The sequence below is a fragment of the Glycomyces sp. NPDC047010 genome, assembly GCF_040644205.1.
Taxonomy (GTDB): Bacteria; Actinomycetota; Actinomycetes; order Mycobacteriales; family Micromonosporaceae; genus Glycomyces.
Map to the genome: position 1 here is coordinate 159,206 of NZ_JBEYVY010000011.1, position 25,535 is coordinate 184,740.

The window sequence follows — 25,535 nt, forward strand, 5'->3', positions numbered from 1 at the left end:
CATCTCGGGCTACGCGGGCTTGCGGGTGATGAGGAAGTCCCGCACCAGCTCCTCGCCCTGCTTCACCAGGGGCCGCAGGATCTTCAGGCGCGAGAGCGCCACCACGCGGGCGGCGAGCGGCGCGGTGCGGCGGGCCAGCTCCTTGGACTTCTCCTGGCCCGGCGAGGCGTCGTACACCCAGTACAGGACCACCACCATCTGGTGCAGCCACAGCATCTCGGGGAGGATGTCGGCCATGTCCTTGGGCACCTTGGTCTTCGAGCCCTCCAGGACCTCCTGGTAGAGCGCGATGTCGCGGTCGCGGCTCTCCCCGGAGTCCTCCGAGAACGGGCTCAGCGGGCTCGACGGGTCGGCCGCGTTGCGGAAGAACTGGCCCGCGAACGCGTGGTACGGCCCGGCGATGTCGAGCCAGGCCAGCAGGGCCGCCTCGATCCGCTCGGCGAGGGTCTCCTTGCCCTCCAGCATCGTCGGCGTCAGCTCGGCGTGCCGGATCGTGGCCTGCTCGTAGAAGCCCTGGATCAGGTGCTCCTTCGATTTGAAGTAGTAGTACGCGTTCCCGACCGAGACGCCCGCCTCGGCCGCGATCGCCCGCATCGTGGTCTTGTCGTAGCCGCGCTCGGCGAACATGTCGAGCGCGGTGTCGATGATGCGCTGCCGCGTCCGCTCGCCCTTGCTGGAAGGGCGGGCGGACGCGTCGGTCTCGTCGGGGCCGGAAGCAGAAGCGCTCACAAAGGCGATCCTACTGTGGCTGCGGGCCGTACTGACCCGGCCGCGCCTGCGGCGGCTCCATCGCGCCGAGCGCGCGTGCGTCCACGACGCGGCCGCGCTTGCGGAAGCCGTTGAGGACGACGACGTTGAGCACGTGCAGGACGCCGAGGACCAGGAGCACGGCGCCGATCTTGACGGCGACGGTCTCGAAGACCTCCCGGGCGGTCGCGATGTCGGTCCCGGTGCGCAGCCACAGCGCCACGAACCCGAAGTTGAGCAGGTAGAAGCCGACCTGGAGGAGCCGGTTGACGGCCTGGGCGAGCTGCTCGTCCCCGTCGAAGACGTCCTTGATGAAGTGGAAGCCGTTGGCGCCCAGGGTGCGGGCGACCCAGACGGTGAGCGGGACGGCGACGAGCAGGTAGGCGGTGTAGGCGACGACCGTCATGTCCATGGCGGTGCTCCGTTCTTTCGGGGGTCCTGAGTTGAACATGTTCAACTTCTGGATTCACCGTACGCAGCTTCTTGAACATGTTCAAGTCCGCATGCTGAAATATGGCCGACGCCACGGCCCGCCCCTGCCGGTAGGCTTTCCGGCGTGACTGTTGCGGTGCGAGTGATCCCCTGCCTGGACGTGGACGCCGGGCGGGTCGTCAAGGGCGTCAACTTCGAGAACCTGCGCGACGCGGGCGACCCCGTCGAGCTCGCCGCGGCCTACGACGCGGCCGGGGCCGACGAGCTGACGTTCCTCGACGTGACCGCCTCGACCGACGACCGCGGCACGATGATGGACGTCGTCGCGCGCACCGCCGAGCAGGTCTTCATCCCGCTCACCGTCGGCGGCGGGGTCCGCACCCCCGACGACGTCGACCGGCTCCTGCGCGCGGGCGCCGACAAGGTCGGCGTCAACACCGCGGCCATCGCTCGGCCCGAGGTCATCGCCGAGATCGCCGACCGCTTCGGCAACCAGGTCCTCGTGCTCTCCGCCGACGTCGCCTCCGGCGCCGGGACCGATTCGGGCTGGGAGGTCACCACCCACGGCGGGCGGCGGCGCACCGGCATCGACGCGGTCGAGTGGTGCGCGCGGGCCGCCGAACTCGGCGCGGGCGAGATCCTCCTCAACTCCATCGACGCCGACGGCACCAAGGCCGGTTTCGACCTCCCGCTCATCGCGGCCGTCCGCGCCGCGGTCGACGTCCCCCTCATCGCCTCCGGCGGCGCCGGTGCCGCCGCCCACTTCCCGCCCGCCGTCGCCGCGGGCGCCGACGCGGTCCTCGCCGCCTCGATCTTCCACTTCGGCGACGTCGCCATCGGCGAGGTCAAGCAGGAACTGAAGACCGCCGGCCACCCGATCCGATAGGCCACTCCTCCGGTAGGGGTTGGCGAGTGTCGGACGCGCGAGGCATCATTGCCTGCGGACGCTTGCCGCCCGGCTAGCGACCGCCTCGCAACACCACGCTGGCGCACCCACCTGACCGGAGACCCAATGACGCTGCCCACCGGCGCCGCCACCGCCCCCGACGACCTCGCCGCAGGCGCGGACGAGCACATCCTCACCCGCGGCCTGCGGAACCTCGGCGACATGATCCGGCTCGCACCCAAGCCCTTCGCCGTCGGCGCCGCCGGAGCCATGATCAACACCGGCATGACCCTCCTGCTGTCGTACGTCGTCGGCTGGGTCGTCGCCGGGATCGCCGTCCCCGCCTACGAGAACGGCGAGGTCGCCCTCGGCACCGTCCTCCTCGGCGTCGCCGCCCTCCTCGGCACCTCCATCGTCCGCTTCTCCTCCATGTGCGCCCGGCGCATCGGCGCGGGCGTCATGCAGTTCGGCGTCCAGGCCATCTGGCGCCGCCGCATCACCCGCCGCTACCTCGCCCTCCCCGTCTCCTGGCACCAGAAGCACCCCACCGGCACGCTCCTGTCCAACGCGAACGCCGACGTCGAGGCCGCCACCCGCCCCCTCGCGCCCCTCCCCTTCGCGTGCGGCACCCTCTTCATGGTCGTCGTCGCCATGATCGCGTTCTTCACCATCGACTGGGCCGTCGCGCTCGTCGCCCTCGGCATGTTCCCCGCCCTCTTCGCCCTCAACGCGATCTTCGCCACCAAGATGGCCCCCCGCGCCAAGCGCGCCCAGGAACTGCGCGCCGAGGTCTCCGCCGTCGGCCACGAGTCCTTCGACGGCGCCCTCGTCGTCAAGGCCATGGGACGCGAGGCCGCCGAGACCGAGCGCTTCAGCGGCTCCGCCTCCGAACTCCGCGACGCCATGATCGGCGTCGGCCGCCTGCGCGCCGCCTTCGAGCCCGCCATCGCCGGACTCCCCGAGATCGCCGTCCTCATCGCGCTCCTCGTCGGCCTCGCCCGCTTCGAGGCCGGCGCCATCGACCTCGAACAGCTCGTCACGGTCTCCTTCATGTTCTCCGTGCTCGCGTTCCCCGTCCGCGCCATCGGCTGGGTCCTCGGCGACCTCCCCGGGTCCGTCGTCGGCCGCGCCCGCGTCGACCACGTCCTCGCCGCCACCGGCGACATGGACTACGGCGACAAGGAACTCCCCGCCACCACCACCCCCGCCCGGCTCGAACTCGACGCCGTCGCCTACGCCTACCCCGACGGCCACGAAGCCCTCCGCGAGGTCACCTTCACCGTCGAGCCCGGCACCACCGTCGCCCTCGTCGGCGCCACCGGCTCCGGCAAGTCCACCCTCGCCCACCTCGCCGCCCGCCTCATCGACCCCTCCCGCGGCGCCATCCGCGTCGACGGCGACGACCTCCGCGACCTCACCCACGCGAGCCTCGCCCGCACCACCGCGCTCGTCCAGCAGATCCCCTTCATCTTCGACGACACGATCCGCGCCAACATCGGCCTCGGCCGCGCCGGTCTCGCCGAAGGCCCCGAGGCCGACGCCCGCCTCTGGGACGCCCTCGTCGCCGCCGGGGCCGAGAAGTTCACCGCCAACCTCGACGACGGCCTCGACACCGAGGTCGGCGAACGCGGCACCAGCCTCTCCGGCGGCCAGCGCCAGCGCCTCACCCTCGCCCGCGCCCTCGCCGCGAACCCGCGCCTCCTCGTCCTCGACGACGCCACCAGTGCCGTCGACCCGAAGGTCGAGTCGCAGATCCTCGCCGGGCTCAAGGGCTCCGCGGAGGCCGTGAGCGTCCTCGTCGTCGCCTACCGGCGCGCCACGATCGCGCTCGCCGACGAGGTCGTGTTCCTCGAAGGCGGCCGCATCACCGCCCGCGGCCCGCACGCCGAGCTGCTGCGCACCCACCAGCCCTACGCCGACCTCGTCACCGCCTACGAGCGTGCCGAGGCCGAACGCGAATTCGATGAGGAGAGTGCGGCGTGACCGCCCAGACCGCCAAAGACGCCGGGGAGCAGACCCAGACCGGCCCGTGGGAGACCGTCAAGCGCGGCCTCCAGCTCTCGCCCGAGCTGCGCCGCGGCATCGGGTTCACCGTGTTCCTCGCCGCCGTCACCGCCCTCGGGCGCCTGGTCGTGCCCGTGGGGGCGCAGAAGATCCTCGACGAGGGCCTCCTCGGCGGGGGCGGCCCCGACCTCGGGTACGTGTTCACCGTGGCGGCGATCGGCACGGCCGCGCTGCTGGTGACGACCGCCGCGAACTACGTGATGAACCGGCGCCTGTTCGTGGTCTCGGAGCACGCGCTGGCGGCGCTGCGCCGCAAGACGTTCCGTCACATCCACGACCTGTCGATGCTGCACCAGCAGTCCGAGCGGCGCGGCGCGCTGACCGCGCGGGTGACGACCGACATCGACCAGATCAGCCAGTTCCTCCAGCAGGGCGGCATGGTCCTGGTGACCTCGACGGCGCAGATCATCGTGGCGACGGTGGTGATGGTGTTCTACTCGTGGCAGCTGGCGATCGCGGTGTGGATCGTGTTCATCCCGGTCACGTGGCTCATCAAGTGGCTCCAGAAGCACCTGGCGTCGGCTTACACGAGCGTGCGCCGCTCGGTGTCGAAGATGCTGTCCGCCGTGGCGGAGTCGGTGGTCGGCGCGGGCACGGTGCGCGCGTACGGGGTCGGGGCGCGGACGAGCGAGCGCTTGGACGAGTCGATCGAGGAGCACCGGCGGGACCAGACGCGGGCGATCAGCCGCTCGGCGCTGTCGTTCGGCGCGGGCGAGCTGGTGTACCTGGGCGTGAACGCGGTCGTGGTCGTGCTCGGGGCGTTCCTGGTGGCGGACCGGCAGATGACGGTGGGCGAGCTGACGGCGTTCCTGTTCCTGGTGGTGCTGTTCACGCAGCCGGTGGTCATCGGCACGGAGACGCTGAACGAGGCGCAGAACGCGGTCTCGGGCTGGCGGCGCGTGCTCGACATCATCGACACCGAGCCTGACGTGGCCGACCCGGTCGACGGGAAGGCGCTTCCGGAAGGGCCCCTGGGGGTCCGGTTCGAGGGCGTGCGGTTCGCGTACCCGGGCGGTGCGGAGGTGCTGCACGGCATCGACGTGGAGATCCGCGCCCACTCGAAGGTCGCGGTGGTCGGTGAGACGGGTTCGGGGAAGACGACGTTCGCGAAGCTGCTGACGCGGTTGATGGACCCGACCTCGGGCCGGGTGCTCCTGGGCGGGGCGGACCTCACGGGCGTCACGTTCGCGTCGCTGCGCACGCGGGTGACGATGGTCCCGCAGGAGGGCTTCCTGTTCAACGGGACGCTGGCCCGGAACGTGCGCTTCGCGCAGCCGGGGCTCACGGACGCGGAGATCTACGTGGCGTTCGCGGAGCTGGGTCTGACCGAGTGGGTGGAGACGCTCCCGGCGGGCCTGGACACGGAGCTGGGGGAGGGCGGCGCGAACCTGTCGGTGGGGGAGCGGCAGCTGGTGTCCCTGGTGCGCGCGTACGTGACCGACCCGGACCTGCTGGTCTTGGACGAGGCCACCAGCGCGGTGGACCCGGCGACGGAGCTGCGCCTGTCGGCGGCGCTCGACGCGGTCACGCGGGGGCGGACGACGGTGATCATCGCGCACCGGCTTTCGACGGCCGAGACCTCTGATGAGGTCCTGGTGTTCGACGCGGGGAACCTGGTCCAGCACGGTCCGCACAATGTCCTTGCGGCCGAGGAGGGTTCGGTGTACGCGGGCCTGCACGGCTCGTGGGTCGAGCAGACGCGCTCGAACTGACTCAGGGGCCCGCTCCGACCGGAGCGGGCCCTTTCCTTTCAGGCGGCGCGGTCGAGGCGGCCGCGGGGCATCCGCCAGTTCTTCGCGAGCGTGGACTCCTGCAGGTTGCGGGCCTCCCCGAAGTAGTCGCAGAACTTCATGACCAGCGGGTCCCACGCGAGCGGGTCGACGTACGCGGTGCCGGGCACCAGCAGCGAGTCGTCCACATGGGAGCGCAGGATCTCGGCCTCGAAGGCCGAGCAGCCCTTCCCGAACGGGTGGACCGCGGTGATCCGGCATTCGAGCTGGATCGGGGACTCGGCGACGCGCGGCGCCCCGACGAGCTCGCTCTCCTGCTCGGTGAGCCCGGCCGCGGTGAACTTGTCTGGCTCGAACCGGTACCCCTTGGCGGCCTTGGTCTCCGGGACCGGGTCGGCGGCCGTCAGGTCGGCCAGCCGGTCGACGGCGTCGGCGAGCCCGCTCGGCACCAGGTTGATGGTGCACTCGCGTACGGCCCGCATGTTCTGCGCGGTCCGCGACCGGTCGCCCATCCCGAGCATCGCGGACTGCCCCAGCCACCACGCCGACGACATCGGCGCGACGTTCGGCCGCCCCTCCTCGTCGCGGGTGCCCAGGAGCACCACGGCGCTCCCGTAGTAGTGGACCTTCAACGGCGTGTTCAGATGCATGCCCCCCATGGAACCCGCCCGGGACCGCCGCTGCTGGCCGGAAAACGACACCGCGTCGGTCCGGCGGGGCCGCTAGGGGATGAGCAGGAGTTTCGCGGTGGTCTTGCGGGCCTGGAGGAGTTCGTGGGCTTCGGGGGCCTCTTCGAGGCGGAAGGTCTCGCCGACGCGGACGAGGAGGTTGTCGTCCTCGATCATCTGGAAGACGTCGGCGGCGCGGGCGAGGTACTCCTCGCGGGTGCGGGTGAAGTCGCCGAGGGTCGGGCGGGTGAGGACGAGCGAGCCGCCCTTGTGGAGGCGCTGCGGGTCGACGGGCGGGACGGGGCCGCTGGCCTGGCCGAACAGGGCCATGACGCCGCGGGGGCGGAGGGCGTCGAGGCCCTCGTCGAAGGTGGTCTTGCCGACGCCGTCGTAGACGGCGGCGACGCCCTCGCCGCCGGTGAGCTCGCGGGCCTTCGCGCCGAAGTCCTCGTAGCGCAGCACGTGGTCGGTGCCGTTCTGCCGGGCCAGTTCGGCCTTCGCGTCGGTGGAGACGGTGCCGATGACCTTGCCGCCCTTGTACTTCACCATCTGCGTCAGGAGCAGCCCGACGCCCCCGGCGGCGGCGTGGACGATGACCGTGTCGCCCTCCTGGACGTCGTAGACGCTGTTGCACAGGTAGTGCGCGGTGAGGCCCTGGAGCATCACGGCCGCCGCGGTCTCGACCGCCACCTTCTCGGGGACGGGTACGAACTCGGCCGCGTCGGCGACCACGAGGTCCGCGTAGGACCCGGGGACGCTCTTCCAGGCGACCTCGTCGCCCACGGCGAAGTCGGTGACGCCCTCGCCGAGCGCGGCCACGTACCCGCCGCCTTCGAGGCCGGGGGTGAACGGCAGCGGCAGCCCGTAGGCGCCGCTGCGGTGGTAGACGTCGATGAAGTTGACGCCGGCGGCGGCGACCCGGACGGCGATCTGGCCGGGCCGCGGGCCCGGGTCCTCGCCGTCCAGGAGAGCCATCACGCCCGGCCCGCCGGTCCGCTCGACCACGATCGCCTTCATGGGGTTTCCTTCCGCCGCAGGTTCACCCCATAACTTAGCGGCTCCCTGTCCTATTCCTCCGGTCCGGTCCGGCGTCCGCCCACGCCGTACTTCATGCGGGCCCGGCCCCACGGGTTCTTCGCGGCCGCCCGGGTGTCGACCTCCTCGCCGACGATGCGGCGGATCGCGTCGCGGAAGCCCTTCTGCCGCATGTGGTGCCGCAGCACGTTCGCGGCCGGGTCCGACGTCAGCTCCTTCATGAGCGACACGCACAGCGCGAGCATGACGATCGCGAACGGCAGCGCCACGATGATCGTCGCGTTCTTCAGGCCCTCCAGGCCGCCCGACAGGAGCAGCACGGCCGCCACGGCGCCGATCGTGGAGCCCCAGAACACGACGAGCGGCTTCTTCGGCGCGAGCGAGCCGCGGCTCGACAGCGACCCCAGGACCAGGGACGCCGAGTCGGCGCCGGTCACGAAGTAGATCGCGACGAGGACCATCGACAGGCCCGACATGAGGCTGTACAGCGGCAGCGAGTCCAGGAGCGCGAACAGCGCGTACTCCTCGCCCTTCCCGAGCGAGTCGCTGTAGTCGGTCCCGTTGCCCTGCTTCCACAGCGCCGTCCCGCCGAGGATCGCGAACCACACCGTGGACGCGGTCGAGGGGATGAGGAGCACGCCGACGATGAACTGCCGGATCGTGCGGCCCCGCGAGATGCGCGCGATGAACGTGCCCACGAACGGCGCCCACGACAGCCACCACGCCCAGTAGAAGATCGTCCACGCGGCCATCCAGTCCTCGCCGCCGAACGCGCCGGTGACGCTGGAGAGGTTCGTGAGGCTCGCCAGGTACCCGCCGACCGAGTTCGGCCACGCGTCCAGGATGAACAGGGTCGGGCCCGCGAAGAACACGAACACGATGAGGAACAGCGCCATGATCATGTTCGTGGTCGACAGCCACTTGACGCCGCGGTGCACGCCCGAGAACGCCGACGCGACGAACGCCGCCGTCAGCGCCACGATCACCACGATCTCCAGGAACTTCGAGTCCTCCACGCCCGCGACGATCCCCAGCCCCACGGCCACCTGGAGCGCGCCCAGGCCCAGGCTCGCGGCCGTCCCGAACACGGTCGCGAACACCGCGAGGAGGTCCACGGTGCGGCCCACGGCCGGGCCCCAGCGGCGCCCGCCCGTGAGCGGTTCGAACGCGTCGCTCATGTTGTTGCCGCGGCCCTTGCGGAACGTCGAGTACCCCAGGGCCAGGCCGGCGACGGCGTAGATCGCCCACGGGTGCAGTCCCCAGTGGAAGAACGAGTAGACCAGCGCGCCCTCTTGCAGCTGGTCGGTGTAGAACGGGTTGTCCGGGTTGAGCTGGAGCGGCGGGGGCGGCTCCACGTAGTGCGAGAGCGGCTCGGCCACGCCGTAGAACATGAGGCCGATGCCCATGCCCGCGGCGAACATCATGGAGATCCACGGGAGCGTCCCGAACTCCGGCTCCTCGTCCGAGGACGCCGCGAGCTTGATGTTCCCGTACCGGCTCGCCGCGATGTAGATCGCCAGCACCACGAAGATGTTCGCGGCGATGATGAACAGCCACCCGAAGTTCCCGATGACCCAGTTCAGGGCCGCCGTCGAACCCGACTCGAACTGGTCGGGGAAGACCGCCCCGAACACGATCACCGCGAGCGTCACGATCGCGCCGGTCCAGAACACCGGCTTGTCCACCGGCAGCGTCGCCTGCCGCTCCACGGCCTCGGCCTTGGACTCAGCCTCGATCGGCCGCTCCGGAGGCGGGGCCTCCGCCTCCTCCTGCTCGACGTGCTCGGGATCGGTCGGCGTGTCGCTCACGGCCATGGCGCGGCTCCTCTCGCGGATCGGACAGGGGACTCACGCCACCATAAGGGACCAATCCGTCAGATCCGGCCGAATCTCACTCCGGAGGGCTTTTCCCGGCGGATCAGTCGCGCCGGTACACCAGCAGCGCCACCGCCCCGATCGCCCGCGCCTCCACCAGCCGCAGCGGCCGCGACGGCGACTGCGGGAACGACGCCGGGTACGTGAACCGCGCCGCCCCCCGCTCCCCGAGCAGGAACGGCGCCACCGCCACGTGCACCTCGTCCACCAGGTCCGCCGCCAGGAACGCCGTGTGCACCGTGCCCCCGCCCTCCACCAGCAGCCGCGACACGCCCCGCGCCCTCAGGTCCGCGAGCGCCGCCCCCAGGTCCACCTCGCGGTCCCCGGTGACCACGGCCTCGGCCGCCTCCCGGCCCACCGCGAACACCGCGGCCCCCGCCGCCGACGTGTACACCACCACCGGGTCACCGCCCGCGAACAGCCGCGCGCCCGGGTCCAGCTCGCCCGAGGGCGAGAACACCACCCGCAGCGGCGACTCCCGCCGCCCCGCCGCGACCCGCCCCGCCCGCCGCTCCGCGGACCGCACCAGCAGCCGCGGGTCGTCCGCGCGCACCGTCCCGGCCCCCACCGCGACCGCGTCCACGTCCGCGCGCACCGCGTCCACCCGGTCGAAGTCCTCCGCGTTCGACAGGATCAGCCGCTCGGGCGAGTCGTCGTCCAGGAACCCGTCGAGGCTCACCGCGGCCGAAAGGATGACATAGGGGCGCTCCATGCCCCCGAGAATCCCACGATTCACTCTCCGAAGGGCCCGGGTGGCACCGCGCGCCGTGGTGCGATCACAATCGATAACCGTGGAAGGTCGAGAAGAGGTCCTGGCGAAGCTGGCGTTCAACGCCGACGGTCTCGTGCCCGCGATCGCGCAGCAGCACGACACGGGCGAAGTGCTCATGCTCGCGTGGATGGACGCGGAGGCGCTCCGGCGCACCCTCGCCACCCGGAAGGCCACCTACTGGTCCCGCAGCCGCGGGCAGTACTGGGTCAAGGGCGAGACCTCCGGGCACCACCAGGCCGTGCTCTCCGTCGCCGTCGACTGCGACGCCGACACCGTGCTCCTCCAGGTCGACCAGACCGGCCCGGCCTGCCACACCGGCACCCGCACCTGCTTCACCGGGAGGGAGATCGCATGAGCGACGACGCCCCTGAGACCGCCGAGGCCGAGGCGCCCGAAGCCCCCGACCGCGCCGCCGAGCGCACCCGCACCATGCTCGCCGGGGTCCTCGCCGCCGGCCTCGCGGCCCTCGCCGCCTCCCGCGGCTGGACCTCCACCGCCGAGACCGGGCACGCCGGGATCACCGCCACCACCGTCCAGTCCGGCACCGACCTGGCCTCGTGGGCGCTGCCGTGCGCGCTCGCGGGCGGCGCCGCGTTCCTCGCGATGCTCGCCACCGGGAACCGCGCCCGCCGCGTCCTCGGCGCCGTCGCCGCGCTCGCCGGGCTCGCCGCCGCGCTCGGCGGCCTCCTGCACCTGACGTCCGGCGCGTGGCCGATCGCGCTCGCCGCCGCCGCCCTGGTCCTCGCCGCCGCGGGCGCGTGGACCACCGCCCGCGCGGGCGGCTGGCCCGCCACCGACCGGTACGAGACGTCCGGGGACCAGGCCATAGCAGAGGACCCGGTGTCCCTGTGGAACGCCCTCGACTCGGGCCGGGACCCCTCGTCGCCTAATATCACGGCATCGGCGCCGGAGAAAGGACCGCGTAGATGAACGTGCTGGAGCAGATCATCACCGAAGTCCGCGCCGATCTCGAACGGCGCCAGAGCGAGACCCCCATCGAAGTGATCCGCGAGCGCGCCGAGGCCGCCCGCGCCCCGCTCGACGGGTACGCCGCCCTCAAGACCGGCGGCGTGAGCGTCATCGCCGAGGTCAAGCGGGCCTCGCCCTCGAAGGGCGCGCTCGCCGACATCCCCGACCCGGCCGTCCTGGCCGCCGAGTACGCCGCGGGCGGCGCCTCGGTGATCTCCGTGCTCACCGAGCAGTCCTACTTCAAGGGCAGCCTCGACGACCTCGACGCCGTGCGCGCGAAGGTCCAGATCCCGGTGCTCCGCAAGGACTTCGTGGTCTCCCCCTACCAGGTCCTGGAGGCCCGCGCCCACGGCGCGGACCTGGTCCTGCTCATCGTGGCCGCGCTCGACCAGGACACGCTCGTGTCCCTGCACGAGCGGATCACCGGGCTCGGCATGACCGCGCTCGTCGAGGTCCACACCGAGTACGAGGCCGACCGGGCGATGCGCGCCGGGGCGAAAGTGATTGGCGTGAACGCGCGGGACCTGACTACGCTCGAAGTGGACCGCTCGGTGTTCGAGCGGATCGCGCCGGGCCTGCCCCGGGACGTCGTGAAGGTCGCCGAGTCCGGCGTCCGCGGCACCCGCGACCTCATCCGCTACGCGAGCGCCGGCGCCGACGCCGTGCTCGTCGGCGAAGGGGTCGTCAAGCAGAAGAGCCCGCGCGACGCCGTCCGCGAACTGGTCACCGCCGGATCGCACCCGGCGACGCCCAGACCCATCTAGTACGCGAAGGGGAGAACCGTGCCCAATCCAGATCCCGGCGGCCACTGGGGCGAATTCGGCGGGCGGTTCGTCCCCGAAGCGCTCATCGCCGCGCTCGACGAGCTCGAAGCGGCCCACGCCTCCGCGATGGCCGACCCCGAGTTCCTGGCCGAGCTCGACAAGCTGGGCCGCGAGTACGGCAACCTGCCGTCCCCGCTGTACCTGGCCGAGCGGCTCTCCGAGGAGGCCGGCGTCGAGGTCTGGCTCAAGCGCGAGGACCTCAACCACACCGGCGCGCACAAGATCCGCAACGTGCTCGGCCAGGCGCTCCTGACCAAGCGCATGGGCAAGACCCGGATCATCGCCGAGACCGGCGCGGGCCAGCACGGCGTCGCCTCCGCGACCGCCGCCGCCTACTTCGGGCTCGAATGCACCGTGTACATGGGCGAGGAGGACACCCGCCGCCAGGCCCTGAACGTGGCCCGCATGCGCCTCCTCGGCGCCGAGGTCGTGCCCGTCACGACCGGTTCGCGGACCCTCAAGGACGCCATGAACGAGGCCCTGCGCGAGTGGGTCGCCTCCGTGGACGGCACCCACTACCTGATCGGCTCGGTCGGCGGCCCGCACCCGTTCCCGATGCTCGTGCGCGACTACTGCCGCGGCATCGGCGACGAGGCCCGCGCCCAGTTCCTGGAGCGCACCGGGACCCTCCCCGACGTCGTCGCCGCGTGCGTCGGCGGCGGCTCCAACGCCATGGGCATCTTCACCGCGTTCCTCGGCGACGAGGACGTGCGGCTGTTCGGCTTCGAGGCCGGGGGCGACGGGTACGACACCGGCCGCCACGCCGCGACCATCACCGCCGGGCAGATCGGGGTCCTCCACGGCGCCCGCACGTTCGTCCTCCAGGACGAGGACGGCCAGACGATCGAGTCCCACTCGATCTCCGCCGGACTCGACTACCCGGGCGTGGGCCCCGAGCACGCGCACCTCGCCGCCACCGGCCGCGCGCACTACGAGCCCGTGGACGACGCCGAGGCCATGGCCGCCTTGGAGAAGCTCGCCCGCACCGAGGGCATCATCTGCGCGATCGAGTCGGCCCACGGCCTCGCCGGGGCCCTGCGCCTCGCGAAGGGCCTGGAGCCGGGCGCGCGCGTCCTGGTGAACCTCTCGGGCCGCGGCGACAAGGACATGGGCAACGTCGTGGAGTACTACGGCTACGACAAGGGAGCACAGTAGATGCGCGCCGCCGATGCGTTCGCCAAGTCGAAGGCCGAGGGGCGCGCCGCGCTCGTCGGCTACCTCCCGGCCGGGTTCCCGACCCTCGCCGACTCCATCAAGGCCGTCGACATCATGATCGACCACGGCGCCGACGTCATCGAGCTGGGCCTGCCCTACTCCGACCCGGTCATGGACGGCCCCGCGATCCAGCGCGCGGCCGACCAGGCGCTCGCCGCCGGGTTCCGCACCAGGCAGGTCTTCGAGGTCACCGAGGCCGTCTCCGGGCGCGTCCCGATCCTCGTCATGACCTACTGGAACCTCGTGGAGCGCTACGGCACCGACAGGTTCGCGCGCGACTTCAAGTCCGCGGGCGGGGCCGGGCTCATCACGCCCGACCTCATCCCCGACGAGGCCGGGGAGTGGATCAGCGCCTCCGACGAGCACGACCTCGACCGGGTCTTCCTCGTCGCGCCCTCCTCCACCGAGGAGCGCATCGCGTCCACGGTCGCGGCCTGCCGCGGGTTCGTGTACGCGCAGTCCGTCATGGGCGTCACCGGCGCCCGCGCCGCGACCTCCGTCGCGGCCCCGGAGCTGGTGCGCCGCACGCGGCCCCACACCGACCTGCCGATCGGCGTCGGCCTCGGCGTCCGCTCGGGCGACCAGGCCGCCGAGATCGCCGCGTACGCCGACGCCGTCATCGTCGGCTCCGCCATGGTCAACTGCTACCTCGACGCCGAGGACGTTCCCGCAGGCCACCAGCGCCTCGCGGACCTCACGGCGGACCTCGCCGAAGGCGTCCGCCGCTAGACGACCCGGCCCCGCGGGCGGTGCCCGCGGGGCCGTTCTGCGCCCATCCCGCGTGCGCGGCCAGGCCCGCGCCCGGCCGCCCCGCCTCCACCCGATAGGTTCTGCATCGTGGACTTCGCTTCAATCCCGAGCCCTTCCGAATCGGTCTGGCACCTCGGCCCCGTCCCCATCCGGGCCTACGCGCTGTGCCTCATCGCCGGCATCGTCGTCGCCTGCTGGATCGCCGAGGCGCGCATGCGCCGCCGCGGCGCCCCCGAGTGGGCCGTCCTCGACCTCGCCGTGTGGGCGGTGCCCTTCGGCATCGTCGGCGGCCGCCTCTACCACGTCTTCACCAGCCCCGACGCCTACTTCGGCCCCGACGGCGACCCGTGGAAGACCCTCGCGGTCTGGGAGGGCGGCCTCGGCATCCCCGGCGCGATCCTCCTCGGCGGCGTCGGCGTGTGGCTCGGCTGCCGCCAGCTCAAGCTCCCGTTCACGATGGTCGCCGACTCGATCATCCTGGGCATCCCCGTCGCCCAGGCGATCGGCCGCCTCGGCAACTGGTTCAACCAGGAGCTGTACGGGAGGCCGCTCGACGCCTGGTGGGCCGTGCAGATCGACCCCGACCACCGCGTCGCCGGGTACGCGAACTACGCGACCTTCCACCCCACGTTCCTGTACGAGCTGCTGTGGAACCTCGGCGTCGCCCTCGTCGTGTGGCTCTCCGACCGCCGCTTCAAGTTCGGCGCCGGGCGCGCCGTCGCCCTCTACGTGGCGCTCTACGGCATCGGCCGCTTCTGGATCGAGGGCCTGCGCATCGACCCCGCCGAGGCAATGTTCGGGCTGCGCCTGAACCAGTGGATGAGCATCATCGTGGTCGTCGCCGCCGTCGCCTACCTGCTGCTCGCCCGCGGCACCCGCCAGGTCTTCGTCTACGAGGGCGCCGAGCGCGTCGCCGTCGACTGGGACTCCGCCGCCGCCGAGGACGCCGGGTACGTGGACGGCGCCCTCCCCAAGGGCGTCCTGCTCACCGCCCCCGCCGACGCCGACGAGGGCGCCGGGACCCCCGAACCCGACGAAACCGAGGACACTCGACCCGAGGAGGACGGCGTCGCCGACGAGCCGTCCGACGAACCCCAGGCCGAAGCGGGCAAGACCCGCGACGACGGCTGACCGACACCGCTTCCCCCCGGGCAGGTCCAGATGCACAACCGTAGAGCCGTAGTCGTCGGCGCCGGCGTCGCCGGGCTCGCCAGCGCGATCGTGCTGTCGAAGCTCGGCTGGCGGGTGGCGCTGCTGGAGCGGCGCGAGCGCCTCAAAGGCGACGACCTCGGCATGATCCTGTGGGCCTCGGGCGTGCGCGCGCTGCGCGCGCTCGGGGTCGACGCGACCCTCGACGCCTCCGGGACCCCCGTGGACCGCTTCGAGATCCGCAACGAGGAGCGCCTCTCCTCGTCGTTCGCCGGGGCGATGCTCGGCGCCGACGACGGCACGCCGTCCGTCATGGTCCACAACGCGATGCTCTACGAGGCGCTCGTGTCGCGCCTCGGCGACTCCGTGGAGGTCCACCCGGCCGTGCAGGTCGACCGGATCGACATGGTCGACCCCGCCGCGGGTGACAAGACCCGCCGCTGGGACGCCGACCTCGTGGTCGCCGCCGACGGCATCGACTCCCCGACCCGTCCCCTCATCGCCCCCGGTTCGCCCACAGTGGACGCCGGGGTGGTGGTGTTCCGCGGGACCATCCCCGCGCACCGCGCCCCCGAGCGCAGCGCCGAGGCCGTGGAGATCTACGGCCCCGACCGGCGCCGCTTCGGCTACGGCGACCTCGGGCACGCCGGGGCCTGCTGGTGGGCCACGGTCCCCGGCGGGATGCGCCCGGAGTCCCCGCAGATCCAGCACGAGCTCATCAACCGGTGGTTCGCCGACTGGCCCGCGCCCGTCGGCAAGTACATCGCCGCCACCCGGCCCTCGGAGCTGACGCAGCAGTCCGTCCGCTACGTCTGGCCCGTCCCGTCCCGGCTCCACCAGGCCGCCGGGAACGGCGGCCTCGTCCTCATGGGCGACGCCGCGCACGGCGTGGCGCCCGTCCTCGCCCAGGGCGGCAGCCTCGCCCTCGAAGACGCCGTGACCCTCGGGTGGGCGCTGCGCCGCGCCCCCGAGTCCATCCCGGACGCCCTCGCCTCCTACGATCGGGCCCGCCTGCCGCGCCTCAAGCGCGTCGCGCGGCTGTCGCGCCGGGTCCACACGATCGCCTCGGGCGGCCGCGGCGTCACGCGCGGCCTCCTGCGGGCCGTCCCCGACTCGTGGGTGCAGAGCCAGGCCGCGTCCCTCGCGGACTGGCAGCCGCCGCGCTGACCCGATAGGTTCGCTCCCATGCAGATCCGCGACGCCCGCTCCGCCGACTGGCCCGCCATGTGGGCCTTCATGAAGCCGATCATCGAAGCGGCCGAGACGTACCCGTGGCCCCCGGACACCACCGAGTCGTGGACGCGCGCCTACTGGATGGAGCGGCCCGCACCCGCCTCCCGGCTCGTCGCCGAGATCGACGGGCGCATCGCGGGGACCGTGGAGATCCACCCGAACCTCCCCGGCCAGGGCGCGCACGTCGCCAACGCCGGGTTCATGGTCGACCCGGCGTTCGGGCGCCGCGGCGTCGGCCGGGCCCTCGGGGAGGCCGCGCTCGCCCGCGCCAAGGCGGACGGGTTCGGCGCCATGCAGTTCAACGCCGTCGTCGCCACCAACGTCCACGCCGTGAAGCTGTGGCACTCGCTCGGCATGGCGACGCTCGCGCTCATCCCCGGCGGCTTCGACCACCCGGTCGAGGGCCGCGTCGACATGCACCTGATGTTCAAGGAACTGTGAGCCGCACATGAACGAGCTGCGCGAGTCGATCCGCTCCCTCGGCATCGCCGACCCCGAGACCGCCGTCGCCGTCCACGCCGTCACCGGCGCCGACCCGGTCCTGCTCCAGGGCCCCGCGCCGCTCCCGCAGCGGTACGAGCAGGTCGACGGCTGGCTCATGCAGGGCTTCCTCACCCCCGAGGCCCCGCACTTCGCGGCCGTGGACGCCGCCCCGGCCGCCGCGCTGGGGGAGGAGCCCGACGCCGCCGAGGACGCGGTCCTCGCGCTCATCGTGGTCCGCCCGCGCACCGTCTACGACCTCCAGACCGGCACCCGCCTCAGCGAGGCGGACCTGACGGCGCTCCTGCCGCGCCTCGAAGCGGCCGGGCTCATCGCGACCGCCGAGAACCCCCTCGAACCCGACAACCCGTTCTGGGTCTTCACAGACCGCTCGGCGCGCTTCCACTACGCGGTCCTGCGCCCGCACCTGGACCGGTGGCGGCGGGGCCGCATCGCGGACCCGCTGTGGCGCCGCAACCGGGCCCGCTTCGACCGGTACGTCGGCCGCCCCGAGTTCCTCAACCTCACCCGCGAATGGGTCCTGGGCGAGACCGGCGCCGCGTCGGCGACGCGCATCACCGTCCCCGACCCGCGGTTCCGCCAGATGCGGACCCTGGAGCTCGCCGCCTGGGACGAAGAGGGCGAGGCGCTCGCGCTGGGGACCGTCAGGTGGCGGTTCCGGATGGTCGAGCGCCAGCTCAAGCGCCTGCGCTACGTCAAGCGGCTCCTCGGCGACCCGCCGGTGCGGCTGTACTGCGTGGCGTCCCGCTTCGAGCCGGCCATCGGCGAGGACCCGGACCCGGGGCTCGGCGTCGTCACGTCCTCGGCACTCCTTGCGACCGCGGACAATGAAACGCCCGAATCCACCCCCGACGGTGACTTACACCCCATTTCCCGGCTGGTGGGCGCGGAAACGCGACGGGTAGGCTGAAGCGATTCTTCCCCGTACCCGGAACCATGAGGAGTGACGATGGCGGCAAGCGTGGACGCGGTAGTGGCGGGAGCCGGTGGCTTCATCGGCGGGCACCTGGTGGCGAGCCTCCTCGCCGAGGGCAAGACCGTCCGGGCCGTCGACGTGAAGCCCCTCGACGAGTGGTACCAGGTCCACGGTGGGGTCGAGAGCCTCCAGCGCGACCTCGCCGACCTCGCGAACTGCCGCGAGGCCGTCGGCGACGGCGCCGGCGAGGTCTACAACCTCGCGTGCAACATGGGCGGCATGGGCTTCATCGAGAACAACAAGGCCCTGTGCATGCTCTCGGTCCTCCCCTCGACGCACATGCTCCAGGCGTCCAAGGACGCCGAGGTCGGGCGCTTCTTCTACTCCTCCTCCGCGTGCGTGTACGCCGGGTACAAGCAGACCGAGGCGAACATCGCGCCCCTGAAGGAGGAGGACGCCTACCCCGCGGACGCCGAGGACGGCTACGGCTGGGAGAAGCTGTTCTCCGAGCGCATGTGCCGCCACTTCCGCGAGGACTTCGGGCTCCAGACCCGCATCGCCCGCTACCACAACATCTACGGCCCCGAGGGCACGTGGGACGGCGGCCGCGAGAAGGCCCCCGCCGCGACCTGCCGGAAGATCGCCGTCGCGGCGCTCACCGGGCAGAAGGAGGTCGAGATCTGGGGCGACGGCGAGCAGACCCGCTCGTTCACCTACATCGACGACTGCGTCCACGGCACGAAGATGTTCACCCGCGGCGACGTCACCGAGCCGCTGAACCTCGGCTCCTCCGAGCTGACCACGATCAACAACCTGTACTACCTGGTCGCCGACATCGCCGGGATCGACATCGAGCTCAAGCACATCGACGGCCCCCTGGGCGTGCGCGGCCGCAACTCGGACAACACGCTCATCCAGAAGTACTACGGCTGGGAGCCCTCGATCTCCCTGCGCGAGGGCATGGCGAAGACCTACGAGTGGGTCTACGACCAGGTCAAGGCCAAGCTCGCCGCGTAATGACCGACCCTCAGCTCCGCCGCGTCGACGTCCTCGGCGTCGGCGTCTCCACCGTCGACCAGGCCATGGCCCTCGACGAGGTCACCCGCTGGGTCGACGCCGGTGAGCGCCACTACGTGTGCGTCACCGGCGTCCACGGGGTCATGGAGTCCCAGCGGGACCCCGAGCTCCTCGCCATCCACAACGCCTCCGGCCTGACCACCCCCGACGGGATGCCGATGGTGTGGGCCGGGCACAAGGCCGGGGCCGACTGGATGGACCGCGTCTACGGGCCCGACCTCATGCTCAACGTCCTGACCCGGGCCGCCGAGCGCGGCTGGACCTCGTTCCTCTACGGCGGCAAGGACGGCGTTCCCGAGCTCCTCGCCGAGAAGCTCGCCGAGCGCATCCCCGGCGTCAAGTTCGCAGGCATGTACTCCCCGCCGTTCCGCCCCCTCACCGAGGAGGAGGACGCTGCGATCGTCAAGCGCATCAACGACTCCGGCGCCCAGCTCGTCTGGGTGGGCCTGTCCACGCCGAAGCAGGAGCGCTGGATGGCCGCCCACCGCGACCGCCTGAACGCCCCCGCGCTGTTCGGCGTCGGCGCCGCGTTCGACTTCCACGCGGGCCTCGTCCCGCAGGCGCCGCCGTGGATGCAGCGCAACGGCCTCGAATGGTTCTACCGCCTCACCAAGGAACCGAAGCGCCTGTGGCGCAGGTACTTCCAGAACAACCCGGCCTACCTGCGCCAGATCCGCAAACGCCCCCCGTTCCTGCGCGACGACTAGCGAGCGCCCCCGGGCCGAGGCCCGGGGGCTTCTCACTGCCCCGTCCGCCCGAGAAACGCTAGGCTGTGCCGCATGGTCGACAACATGCCCAAGGAGAGCGCCAAGGCGCCCCGCCACCCCCGCATCGCCGTCGTGTGGTCCGTCCTGTCGGCCGAGATCGAGCGCTTCGCCGCCGGGACCGGCGCGACCATGCGCATCCTCGACGTCGGCGGCGGCTCCGGCGGCTTCGCCGTCCCCCTGGCCGAACTCGGCCACGACGTCACCGTCGTCGAACCCAGCGCCAACGCCCTCGCGTCGCTGCGCCAGCGCGCCGCCGATGCGGGCGTCACCGACCGGCTCACCGCCGTCCAGGCCGACGCCGACGAACTCCCCGACGTCGCCGAACCCGCCTCCGCCGACCTCGTGCTCTGCCACAACGTCCTGGAGATGGTCGACTACCCCGACACCGCCCTCGACGCCCTCGCGAAGACCTGCGCGCCCGGCGGCGCCGTCTCCGTGCTCGTCGCCAACCGCATCGCCGCCGTCCTCGGCAAGGCCCTCTCCGGCCAGTTCGCGACCGCCCTCGACCTCCTCGCCGACGTCGACGGCGTCGCCGAGGGCCGCGACACCCTCAAGCGCCGCTTCGAGACCGCCACGCTCACCGCGCTCGTCGGCGGCTCCGGGCTCGTCACCGAGCAGGTCCACGGCGTGGGCGTCGTCGGCGACCTCGTCCAGGTCCCCGAGAACGCCGCTGGGGAGGCGCTGCGCGAGTTCGAGCTCGCCACCGCCGCCCGCGTCCCCTTCCGCGACATGGCCACCCGCATCCACCTGCTCGCCCGCAAGCCCATGCGCTGACCGGCGGCCCCCGGGCCTGCGCCTACGCTCAGCGACGTAGACGCGATTACGCCGCCGGGACCACGCCGGAGCGGCGCCGCGGCCGTAGCCTTGAGCCTGTGAGCACCACCAACGCGACCCGGCCCCGACTCCCGGCCCCCGTCTTCGACATCGGCCTGGCGGTCCTCCTCGCGGTCCTCGCCTCCGGCGGGACCGTCGGCGCCAACGAGGGCCACCGGCCCGAGCCCGTCGCGTTCGCCCTCATCTGGGCCATGGCCGCGTTCCTCGCCCTGCGCCGCCTCTCGCCCGAGGCCGCCCTCGCGGGCACCGTCGCGGGCCTCTCGGTCTACCTGTACCTCGACCTGCCGCAGGGCCCGGTGTTCATGCTCCCGGCGCTCGCCGTGTTCTTCTACGCGTTCACCAGGTCCGTCCGCGCCCTCGCGATCGCCCTCGGCGTCCTCTTCGTCTACACGGTCGCCCTCCATCAAGTCGTCGACCCCGGGCGCAGCCTGTGGTTCATCGCCACCCTGACGGTCCTGTGGCTGGGCATCCCGGCCGTGGGCGGCCGCATCGTCCGCGAGGCCCGCCGCGCCCGCACCCGCGAACGCGAGGCCGAACGCGAGCGCTACCGCGCCGACGAGCGCGTCGAGATGGCCCGCGAGATCCACGACGTCGTCGGCCACTCCCTCGCCGTCGTCTCCATGAACGCGGGCGTCGCCCTCCACATGGCCGAGAAGCACGACGGCACCCCCGAAGCGGTCGTCGAGAACCTCCGCGCCATCCGCGAAGCCTCCAACGTGGCCCTCCAGGACCTCCGCGCGACCCTCGCGCCCCTGCGCCGCGGCCAGGCCCCCGAACTGCGGCCCACCGGCGCCGTCAGCGACATCGCCGCGCTCGTGGACGGCGTCCGCAAGGGCGGCCTGCCCGTCGAGTACCAGCTCACCGGCGACCCCGCCGCGGTCCCCGTGAACGTCGCCGCCACCGCGTACCGCGTCGTCCAGGAGTCCCTCACCAACGTCATCCGCCACTCCGGCGCGACGAAGGCCGTCGTCCAGGTCGCCTGCGACCCCGGGGCCCTGCGCGTCCACATCCTCGACGACGGCCGCGGCGGCCCCCTCCACCCCGACCGGATGGGCCAGGGCGTCACCGGCATGATGGAGCGCGTCCAGGCTGGCGGCGGCGCCTTCACCGCCGCGCCCCGGCCCGGCGGCGGCTTCGCCGTGAAAGCCCACATCCCTTACGACCGTAAGGAGGCGCGATGATCGAACTCGTGATCGCCGACGACCAGAGCCTCATCAGGATGGCCCTGCGCAACCTCTACAAGGACGAGGACGACATCCACGTCGCCGCCGAGGCCGAGGACGGCCGCGAGGCGTGGGAGGTCATCCGCCGCATCAGGCCCGACGTGGCCCTCCTCGACATCCGCATGCCCGGCCTCGACGGCCTCGAAGTGCTGCGCCGCATCGGGAAGGACCCGTCGCTGTCCGGCACGCGGGTCGTCATGATCACCACGTTCGAGATCGACGAGTACATCTTCGAGGCCCTCGCGGGCGGCGCCGCCGGGTTCATCATGAAGGACGCCCCGCCCGAGGACCTCCTGCGCGCCGTGCGCCTCGCCGCCGCCGGGGACTCCCTCCTCAGCCCCGACGTCACCCGCAAAGTGATCGACGCCTACGCCGAGCGCGGCACCGGCGGCGCCCGCCCCCACCCCAACCTCGGCGACCTCACCGAACGCGAGCAGGAGATCCTCCGCTGGGTCGCCACCGGCCTGCCCAACGACGAGATCGGCGAGCGCCTGTTCATCAGCCCCGCCACGGTCCGCACGCACGTCGGCAAGCTCCTCGCCAAGCTCGGCGCCCGCGACCGCGCCGGCCTCGTCGCCATCGCCTACCGCTCGGGCCTCGACATCCCCGAGACCTAGACCCAGTCCCGGCCGCCGCTCGTCCGTTCCGGGCGCCATTCCGGTATACCGGACCCGGTTGTGGCCGAAACGACACGAAACCGGCTAGCCTCTTGCCATGCCTTCGAGCCCGTACACGGCGGACACCCGACCCGCCTACGGCACCGGCACCCTCGCCGATGTCATGCCCACCGCCCTTGCGGCCCTTGGAGTCCCGCAACCGGCGGACAGCCCCGCGGTGCTCCTGCGCGGCGGCGGGGCGAACGGTGCGGGGGAACTCGACGGCGTCCGCCGCATCGCCGTCCTCCTCCTCGACGGCTTCGGCTACCACCTCCTCGGCCAGGCCGCCCAGGCCAGCGCCACCATCGGCGCCGTCCACCACGGCGAACTCGGCACCCTCACCTCCATCACCGCGACCGTCCCGTCCTCCACGCCGATCAGCCTCGCGTCCCTCGCGTGCGGCCTCCCGCCCGGCGAGCACGGCATCATCGGGTTCACCGTGCGCGTCCCCGACACCGGCGACCTCGTCACCCACATCCGCTGGGACGGCTCCAGCCCCGACCCCGAGACCTGGCAGCCCGCGCCGACCGCGTTCGAGCGGGCGAGCGCCGACGGCGTCGAGTGCACGATCGTCTCCAACGGCGCGTTCCGCGCCACCGGCCTCACCCGCGCGATCTACCGCGGCGCCGACTGGCTCCCCGCGACCAGCCCGCGCGAGGTCGCCGAGGGCGCCGTGGCGGCGCTGGCGCGCGGCGACCGGAGCCTGGTGTACGCGTACCTGCCCGACGTCGACACGGCCGGGCACTTCCACGGCGTCGGCTCCCCGGACTGGCTCGAAGCGGTCGCGGAGGTCAGCGAGGCCATCGACGGGATCCTCACGGGCCTGCCGCGCGACGCGGCCCTGTTCGTGACCGCCGACCACGGCATGGTCAACGTCACCGAACGCCTCCACGTGGACGAGCGGCCCGACCTGCTCCACGGCGTCGACGTCATCGGCGGCGACGGCCGCATGCGGTACCTGTACGCCCTGCCGGGCGCGGTCGAGGACGTGCGCGCCGCCTGGTCGGCCGCGGTGGGCGACCGCGCGGAGCTCATCGACCGCGACGAGGCCGTCGACCGCGGCTGGTTCGGCCCGAAGGTCACCGACGCCGCCCGCGAGCGCATCGGCGACCTGGTCGTGGCCTGCAAGGGCACGTTCGCGGTCGTCGGGATCGAGGGCGAGCCGCCGCACGTCGCGCGCCTCATCGGCCAGCACGGCGGCCTCACGGCCGCGGAGATGGCCGTCCCGCTCTGGACATACCGCACGGGCTGAGCGCCGCCGTTCTGTCGGACCCGGTGGCTACGCTTCGGTGGTGGCCAGCGACCTCACCCGTTTCATCGGTCCCGACCTGTCCGACGACGGGCTCGGGATCATGCACGTCGACATGGACGCGTTCTTCGCGTCCGTGGAGGTCGCGCGCGACCCGTCGCTGCGCGGGAAGCCCGTGATCGTCGGCGGGCTCGGCGCGCGCGGCGTCGTCGCGGCCGCCTCGTACGAGGCCCGGAAGTTCGGGGTCCACTCGGCGCTGCCGATGGCCATTGCGCGCCGCCGCTGCCCGCACGGGGTGTTCATGACGCCCACGACCTCCTACGGCGAGGTCTCGCGCGAGATCATGGCGATCTTCCGGGAGTACACGCCCCACGTGCAGCCGATCTCCGTCGACGAGGCGTTCCTCGACGTCGCCGGGGCCCGGCGCCTCATCGGCTCGCCCGTGGAGATCGCCCGCGCGATCCGCGAACGCGTCCGCGCCGAGCACGGCATCACCTGCACCGTGGGCATCGCGTCCACGAAGTTCCTCTCGAAGCTCGCCTCCGAGGCGGTCAAACCGGACGGCCTCGGCGTCGTCCCCGTCGAGACCGAGCTCGAATTCCTGCACCGGCTGCCGATCCGCGCGGTCTGGGGGATCGGCGAGAAGACCGCCGAGAAGCTCCAGCGCCTCGGCATGCGCACGGTGGGGGACCTGGCGCGCCTCGACGTCGACAGCCTCGCGTCGTCCGTGGGCACGGCCAGCGCCGAACACCTGTACGCGCTTTCCCGGAACATCGACCCGCGGCCGGTCGACCCTGGGCGCATCGAGAAGTCCATCAGCAACGAGACCACGTTCGACCGCGACGCGCCCGACGGCGCCGTGTGGGGGCCGGTGCTCCTGGAGCTGTCGCGGAAGGTCGCGTCGCGGGCGCGGGCGGCGGGCTGGGCCGGGCGCGGGGTGACCGTGAAGATCCGGTTCGGCGACTTCCGCACCATCACGCGCTCCCGTATGCTCGCGGCCCCCACGGACGTCGGCCGGGAGATCTACGAGGCGGCCCGCGAGATGGCCGACGCGGCCGCGACGGCGCCGGTGCGCCTCATCGGAGTGAAGCTCGACCACCTCGTGGAGGCCGCCGCGGTCGGCCGCCAGGTCGCGCTCGGCGAACCCGAACACGGTTGGCGCGACATAGAAACGGTGATGGACAAGGCCCGCGAGAAGTTCGGGAAGGGGGCCGTCGGGTCCGCGGGGAGGCTCACTCGGCGTGACTCGCGTGTAGACACCCGCGACTCGGGGAACCCCGGCCGGTGAGCGCCGCCGCACCGGCGGTCCCCGCCTGGGGATGCGAGGCCAGAACGGACCGATTCAAGGACGAACTGCCTTCCGCCTCGGGCGAAAGCCTCGTAGACTTGGACTAACAAGCACCGGGGCCTTGACGGGCCCCGTCGAGACTAGTGCAGGAGGAGTGTCGTGCCGCTCTCCGACCACGAGCAACGTCTGTTCGAGCAAATCGAGCAGTCCTTGTCTGAAGACCCGCAGTTCGCCAATGCGGTGCGCGCCCACGATCCGGCGCATGTGACCCGGCGCAGGCTGATCCTGGCCGGGGTCGTCACGGTCATCGGCATCGCCGCCGTCATCGGCACGGTGATCGCCGGCGGGGACGCGGCCAAGTGGGGCGCCCCCATCGGCGCGGTCCTCATGTTCGGCGGCCTCATCCTGGGCCTGTGGGCCCAGCGCCGCGGCACCAACGTGAAGCTCAAGGCCGTCGACGGCAAGGGCACCACGCGCTCGACCGGCGGCGGTTCGGGCAAGAACACCAAACCCGGCGGGTTCACCTCCCGGATGGAGGAGCGCTGGCGCCGCCGCCGCGACAACGGCGACATCTTCTGACCTGCATCGAGTAAGCGCACGCGAGCGACGGGCCGCGCCTGAGGGCGGGCCCGTCTTCGCGTGCCCGGAGCGGCGGCCGGAGGGCACGCCGATGCGA

At 72.4% G+C, this 25,535-nt stretch carries 26 protein-coding genes; 20 read left to right on the forward strand and 6 right to left on the reverse strand.

Annotated features, from left to right (window positions below):
• Nucleotides 1-9: 9 nt before the first annotated feature.
• Both AB0A65_RS21685 and AB0A65_RS21690 read right to left on the reverse strand, forming a co-directional pair.
• On the reverse strand, nucleotides 10-729 hold the full coding sequence (locus AB0A65_RS21685; protein ID WP_359953756.1) for a TetR family transcriptional regulator: 720 nt from the start codon (nucleotides 727-729) through the stop codon (nucleotides 10-12).
• 10 nt (nucleotides 730-739) lie between these two features.
• The gene (locus tag AB0A65_RS21690) at nucleotides 740-1,159 is read right to left on the reverse strand and encodes a hypothetical protein (RefSeq protein WP_359953758.1); all 420 of its coding nucleotides are present in this window, start codon (nucleotides 1,157-1,159) and stop codon (nucleotides 740-742) included.
• Between the two features lie 144 nt (nucleotides 1,160-1,303).
• On the opposite strand from AB0A65_RS21690, the gene hisF reads away from it, so the two are divergent.
• The 3 genes from hisF to AB0A65_RS21705 all read left to right on the forward strand — a co-directional run bounded on the left by hisF (nucleotide 1,304) and on the right by AB0A65_RS21705 (nucleotide 5,841).
• Nucleotides 1,304-2,065: an imidazole glycerol phosphate synthase subunit HisF gene (hisF, locus tag AB0A65_RS21695; protein ID WP_359953760.1), complete on the forward strand. Its 762-nt coding sequence runs from the start codon at nucleotides 1,304-1,306 to the stop codon at nucleotides 2,063-2,065.
• Between the two features lie 189 nt (nucleotides 2,066-2,254).
• Nucleotides 2,255-4,048: an ABC transporter ATP-binding protein gene (locus AB0A65_RS21700; RefSeq protein WP_359953939.1), complete on the forward strand. Its 1,794-nt coding sequence runs from the start codon at nucleotides 2,255-2,257 to the stop codon at nucleotides 4,046-4,048.
• Nucleotides 4,045-5,841, forward strand: coding sequence for an ABC transporter ATP-binding protein (locus tag AB0A65_RS21705; RefSeq protein WP_359953762.1), 1,797 nt, complete (start codon nucleotides 4,045-4,047; stop codon nucleotides 5,839-5,841). Before AB0A65_RS21700 ends, AB0A65_RS21705 begins: the two co-directional genes overlap by 4 nt.
• Before the next feature lie 38 nt (nucleotides 5,842-5,879).
• On the opposite strand, the gene AB0A65_RS21710 is transcribed toward AB0A65_RS21705, so the two are convergent.
• The 4 genes from AB0A65_RS21710 to AB0A65_RS21725 form a co-directional block, all read right to left on the reverse strand.
• Nucleotides 5,880-6,509, reverse strand: coding sequence for a flavin reductase family protein (locus tag AB0A65_RS21710; RefSeq protein ID WP_359953764.1), 630 nt, complete (start codon nucleotides 6,507-6,509; stop codon nucleotides 5,880-5,882).
• A 72-nt stretch (nucleotides 6,510-6,581) separates the two neighbouring features.
• Complete coding sequence (locus AB0A65_RS21715) at nucleotides 6,582-7,544, reverse strand: quinone oxidoreductase (RefSeq protein ID WP_359953765.1); 963 nt, start codon at nucleotides 7,542-7,544, stop codon at nucleotides 6,582-6,584.
• A gap of 50 nt (nucleotides 7,545-7,594) precedes the next feature.
• The gene (locus AB0A65_RS21720) at nucleotides 7,595-9,376 is read right to left on the reverse strand and encodes a BCCT family transporter (RefSeq protein WP_359953767.1); all 1,782 of its coding nucleotides are present in this window, start codon (nucleotides 9,374-9,376) and stop codon (nucleotides 7,595-7,597) included.
• A 103-nt stretch (nucleotides 9,377-9,479) separates the two neighbouring features.
• Nucleotides 9,480-10,148 carry a dihydrofolate reductase family protein gene (locus AB0A65_RS21725; RefSeq protein ID WP_359953768.1) on the reverse strand — a complete coding sequence of 223 codons (669 nt, stop codon included), beginning with the start codon at nucleotides 10,146-10,148 and terminating at the stop codon, nucleotides 9,480-9,482.
• A 73-nt stretch (nucleotides 10,149-10,221) separates the two neighbouring features.
• On the opposite strand from AB0A65_RS21725, the gene hisI reads away from it, so the two are divergent.
• The 17 genes from hisI (at nucleotide 10,222) to AB0A65_RS21810 (ending at nucleotide 25,438) form a co-directional block, all read left to right on the forward strand.
• Complete coding sequence (gene hisI / locus AB0A65_RS21730) at nucleotides 10,222-10,563, forward strand: phosphoribosyl-AMP cyclohydrolase (RefSeq protein WP_359953941.1); 342 nt, start codon at nucleotides 10,222-10,224, stop codon at nucleotides 10,561-10,563.
• Nucleotides 10,560-11,138 carry a Trp biosynthesis-associated membrane protein gene (locus tag AB0A65_RS21735; protein ID WP_359953770.1) on the forward strand — a complete coding sequence of 193 codons (579 nt, stop codon included), beginning with the start codon at nucleotides 10,560-10,562 and terminating at the stop codon, nucleotides 11,136-11,138. The genes hisI and AB0A65_RS21735 overlap by 4 nt, the downstream gene beginning before the upstream one ends.
• Nucleotides 11,135-11,941 carry an indole-3-glycerol phosphate synthase TrpC gene (gene trpC, locus AB0A65_RS21740; RefSeq protein ID WP_359953772.1) on the forward strand — a complete coding sequence of 269 codons (807 nt, stop codon included), beginning with the start codon at nucleotides 11,135-11,137 and terminating at the stop codon, nucleotides 11,939-11,941. Before AB0A65_RS21735 ends, trpC begins: the two co-directional genes overlap by 4 nt.
• An 18-nt stretch (nucleotides 11,942-11,959) precedes the next feature.
• Nucleotides 11,960-13,156 carry a tryptophan synthase subunit beta gene (gene trpB, locus AB0A65_RS21745; RefSeq protein ID WP_359953774.1) on the forward strand — a complete coding sequence of 399 codons (1,197 nt, stop codon included), beginning with the start codon at nucleotides 11,960-11,962 and terminating at the stop codon, nucleotides 13,154-13,156.
• A complete protein-coding gene (gene trpA, locus AB0A65_RS21750; protein WP_359953776.1) occupies nucleotides 13,157-13,945 on the forward strand; it encodes a tryptophan synthase subunit alpha in 789 nt (262 codons plus the stop codon).
• Between the two features lie 108 nt (nucleotides 13,946-14,053).
• A complete protein-coding gene (lgt, locus tag AB0A65_RS21755) occupies nucleotides 14,054-15,097 on the forward strand; it encodes a prolipoprotein diacylglyceryl transferase (RefSeq protein WP_359953778.1) in 1,044 nt (347 codons plus the stop codon).
• A gap of 30 nt (nucleotides 15,098-15,127) precedes the next feature.
• Nucleotides 15,128-16,282: an NAD(P)/FAD-dependent oxidoreductase gene (locus tag AB0A65_RS21760; protein ID WP_359953780.1), complete on the forward strand. Its 1,155-nt coding sequence runs from the start codon at nucleotides 15,128-15,130 to the stop codon at nucleotides 16,280-16,282.
• Between the two features lie 18 nt (nucleotides 16,283-16,300).
• Entirely contained in the window at nucleotides 16,301-16,789 is a 489-nt protein-coding gene (locus AB0A65_RS21765) for a GNAT family N-acetyltransferase (protein ID WP_359953781.1), read from the forward strand.
• A gap of 7 nt (nucleotides 16,790-16,796) precedes the next feature.
• A complete protein-coding gene (locus tag AB0A65_RS21770; protein ID WP_359953783.1) occupies nucleotides 16,797-17,759 on the forward strand; it encodes a hypothetical protein in 963 nt (320 codons plus the stop codon).
• Between the two features lie 39 nt (nucleotides 17,760-17,798).
• Nucleotides 17,799-18,782 carry an NAD-dependent epimerase/dehydratase family protein gene (locus AB0A65_RS21775; protein ID WP_359953785.1) on the forward strand — a complete coding sequence of 328 codons (984 nt, stop codon included), beginning with the start codon at nucleotides 17,799-17,801 and terminating at the stop codon, nucleotides 18,780-18,782.
• Nucleotides 18,782-19,549 (forward strand): WecB/TagA/CpsF family glycosyltransferase, encoded by a 768-nt coding sequence (locus AB0A65_RS21780; protein ID WP_359953787.1) that lies wholly within the window; start codon nucleotides 18,782-18,784, stop codon nucleotides 19,547-19,549. Before AB0A65_RS21775 ends, AB0A65_RS21780 begins: the two co-directional genes overlap by 1 nt.
• Before the next feature lie 72 nt (nucleotides 19,550-19,621).
• Complete coding sequence (locus tag AB0A65_RS21785; RefSeq protein ID WP_359953789.1) at nucleotides 19,622-20,383, forward strand: methyltransferase domain-containing protein; 762 nt, start codon at nucleotides 19,622-19,624, stop codon at nucleotides 20,381-20,383.
• A 98-nt stretch (nucleotides 20,384-20,481) separates the two neighbouring features.
• Nucleotides 20,482-21,624, forward strand: coding sequence for a sensor histidine kinase (locus AB0A65_RS21790; RefSeq protein ID WP_359953790.1), 1,143 nt, complete (start codon nucleotides 20,482-20,484; stop codon nucleotides 21,622-21,624).
• Entirely contained in the window at nucleotides 21,621-22,283 is a 663-nt protein-coding gene (locus tag AB0A65_RS21795; RefSeq protein WP_359953792.1) for a response regulator transcription factor, read from the forward strand. The genes AB0A65_RS21790 and AB0A65_RS21795 overlap by 4 nt, the downstream gene beginning before the upstream one ends.
• Before the next feature lie 97 nt (nucleotides 22,284-22,380).
• Nucleotides 22,381-23,574 (forward strand): nucleotide pyrophosphatase/phosphodiesterase family protein, encoded by a 1,194-nt coding sequence (locus tag AB0A65_RS21800; RefSeq protein ID WP_359953793.1) that lies wholly within the window; start codon nucleotides 22,381-22,383, stop codon nucleotides 23,572-23,574.
• A 100-nt stretch (nucleotides 23,575-23,674) separates the two neighbouring features.
• The gene (gene dinB / locus AB0A65_RS21805) at nucleotides 23,675-24,859 is read left to right on the forward strand and encodes a DNA polymerase IV (protein ID WP_359953943.1); all 1,185 of its coding nucleotides are present in this window, start codon (nucleotides 23,675-23,677) and stop codon (nucleotides 24,857-24,859) included.
• 159 nt (nucleotides 24,860-25,018) lie between these two features.
• A complete protein-coding gene (locus AB0A65_RS21810; RefSeq protein ID WP_359953795.1) occupies nucleotides 25,019-25,438 on the forward strand; it encodes a DUF3040 domain-containing protein in 420 nt (139 codons plus the stop codon).
• Nucleotides 25,439-25,535: the final 97 nt, after the last annotated feature.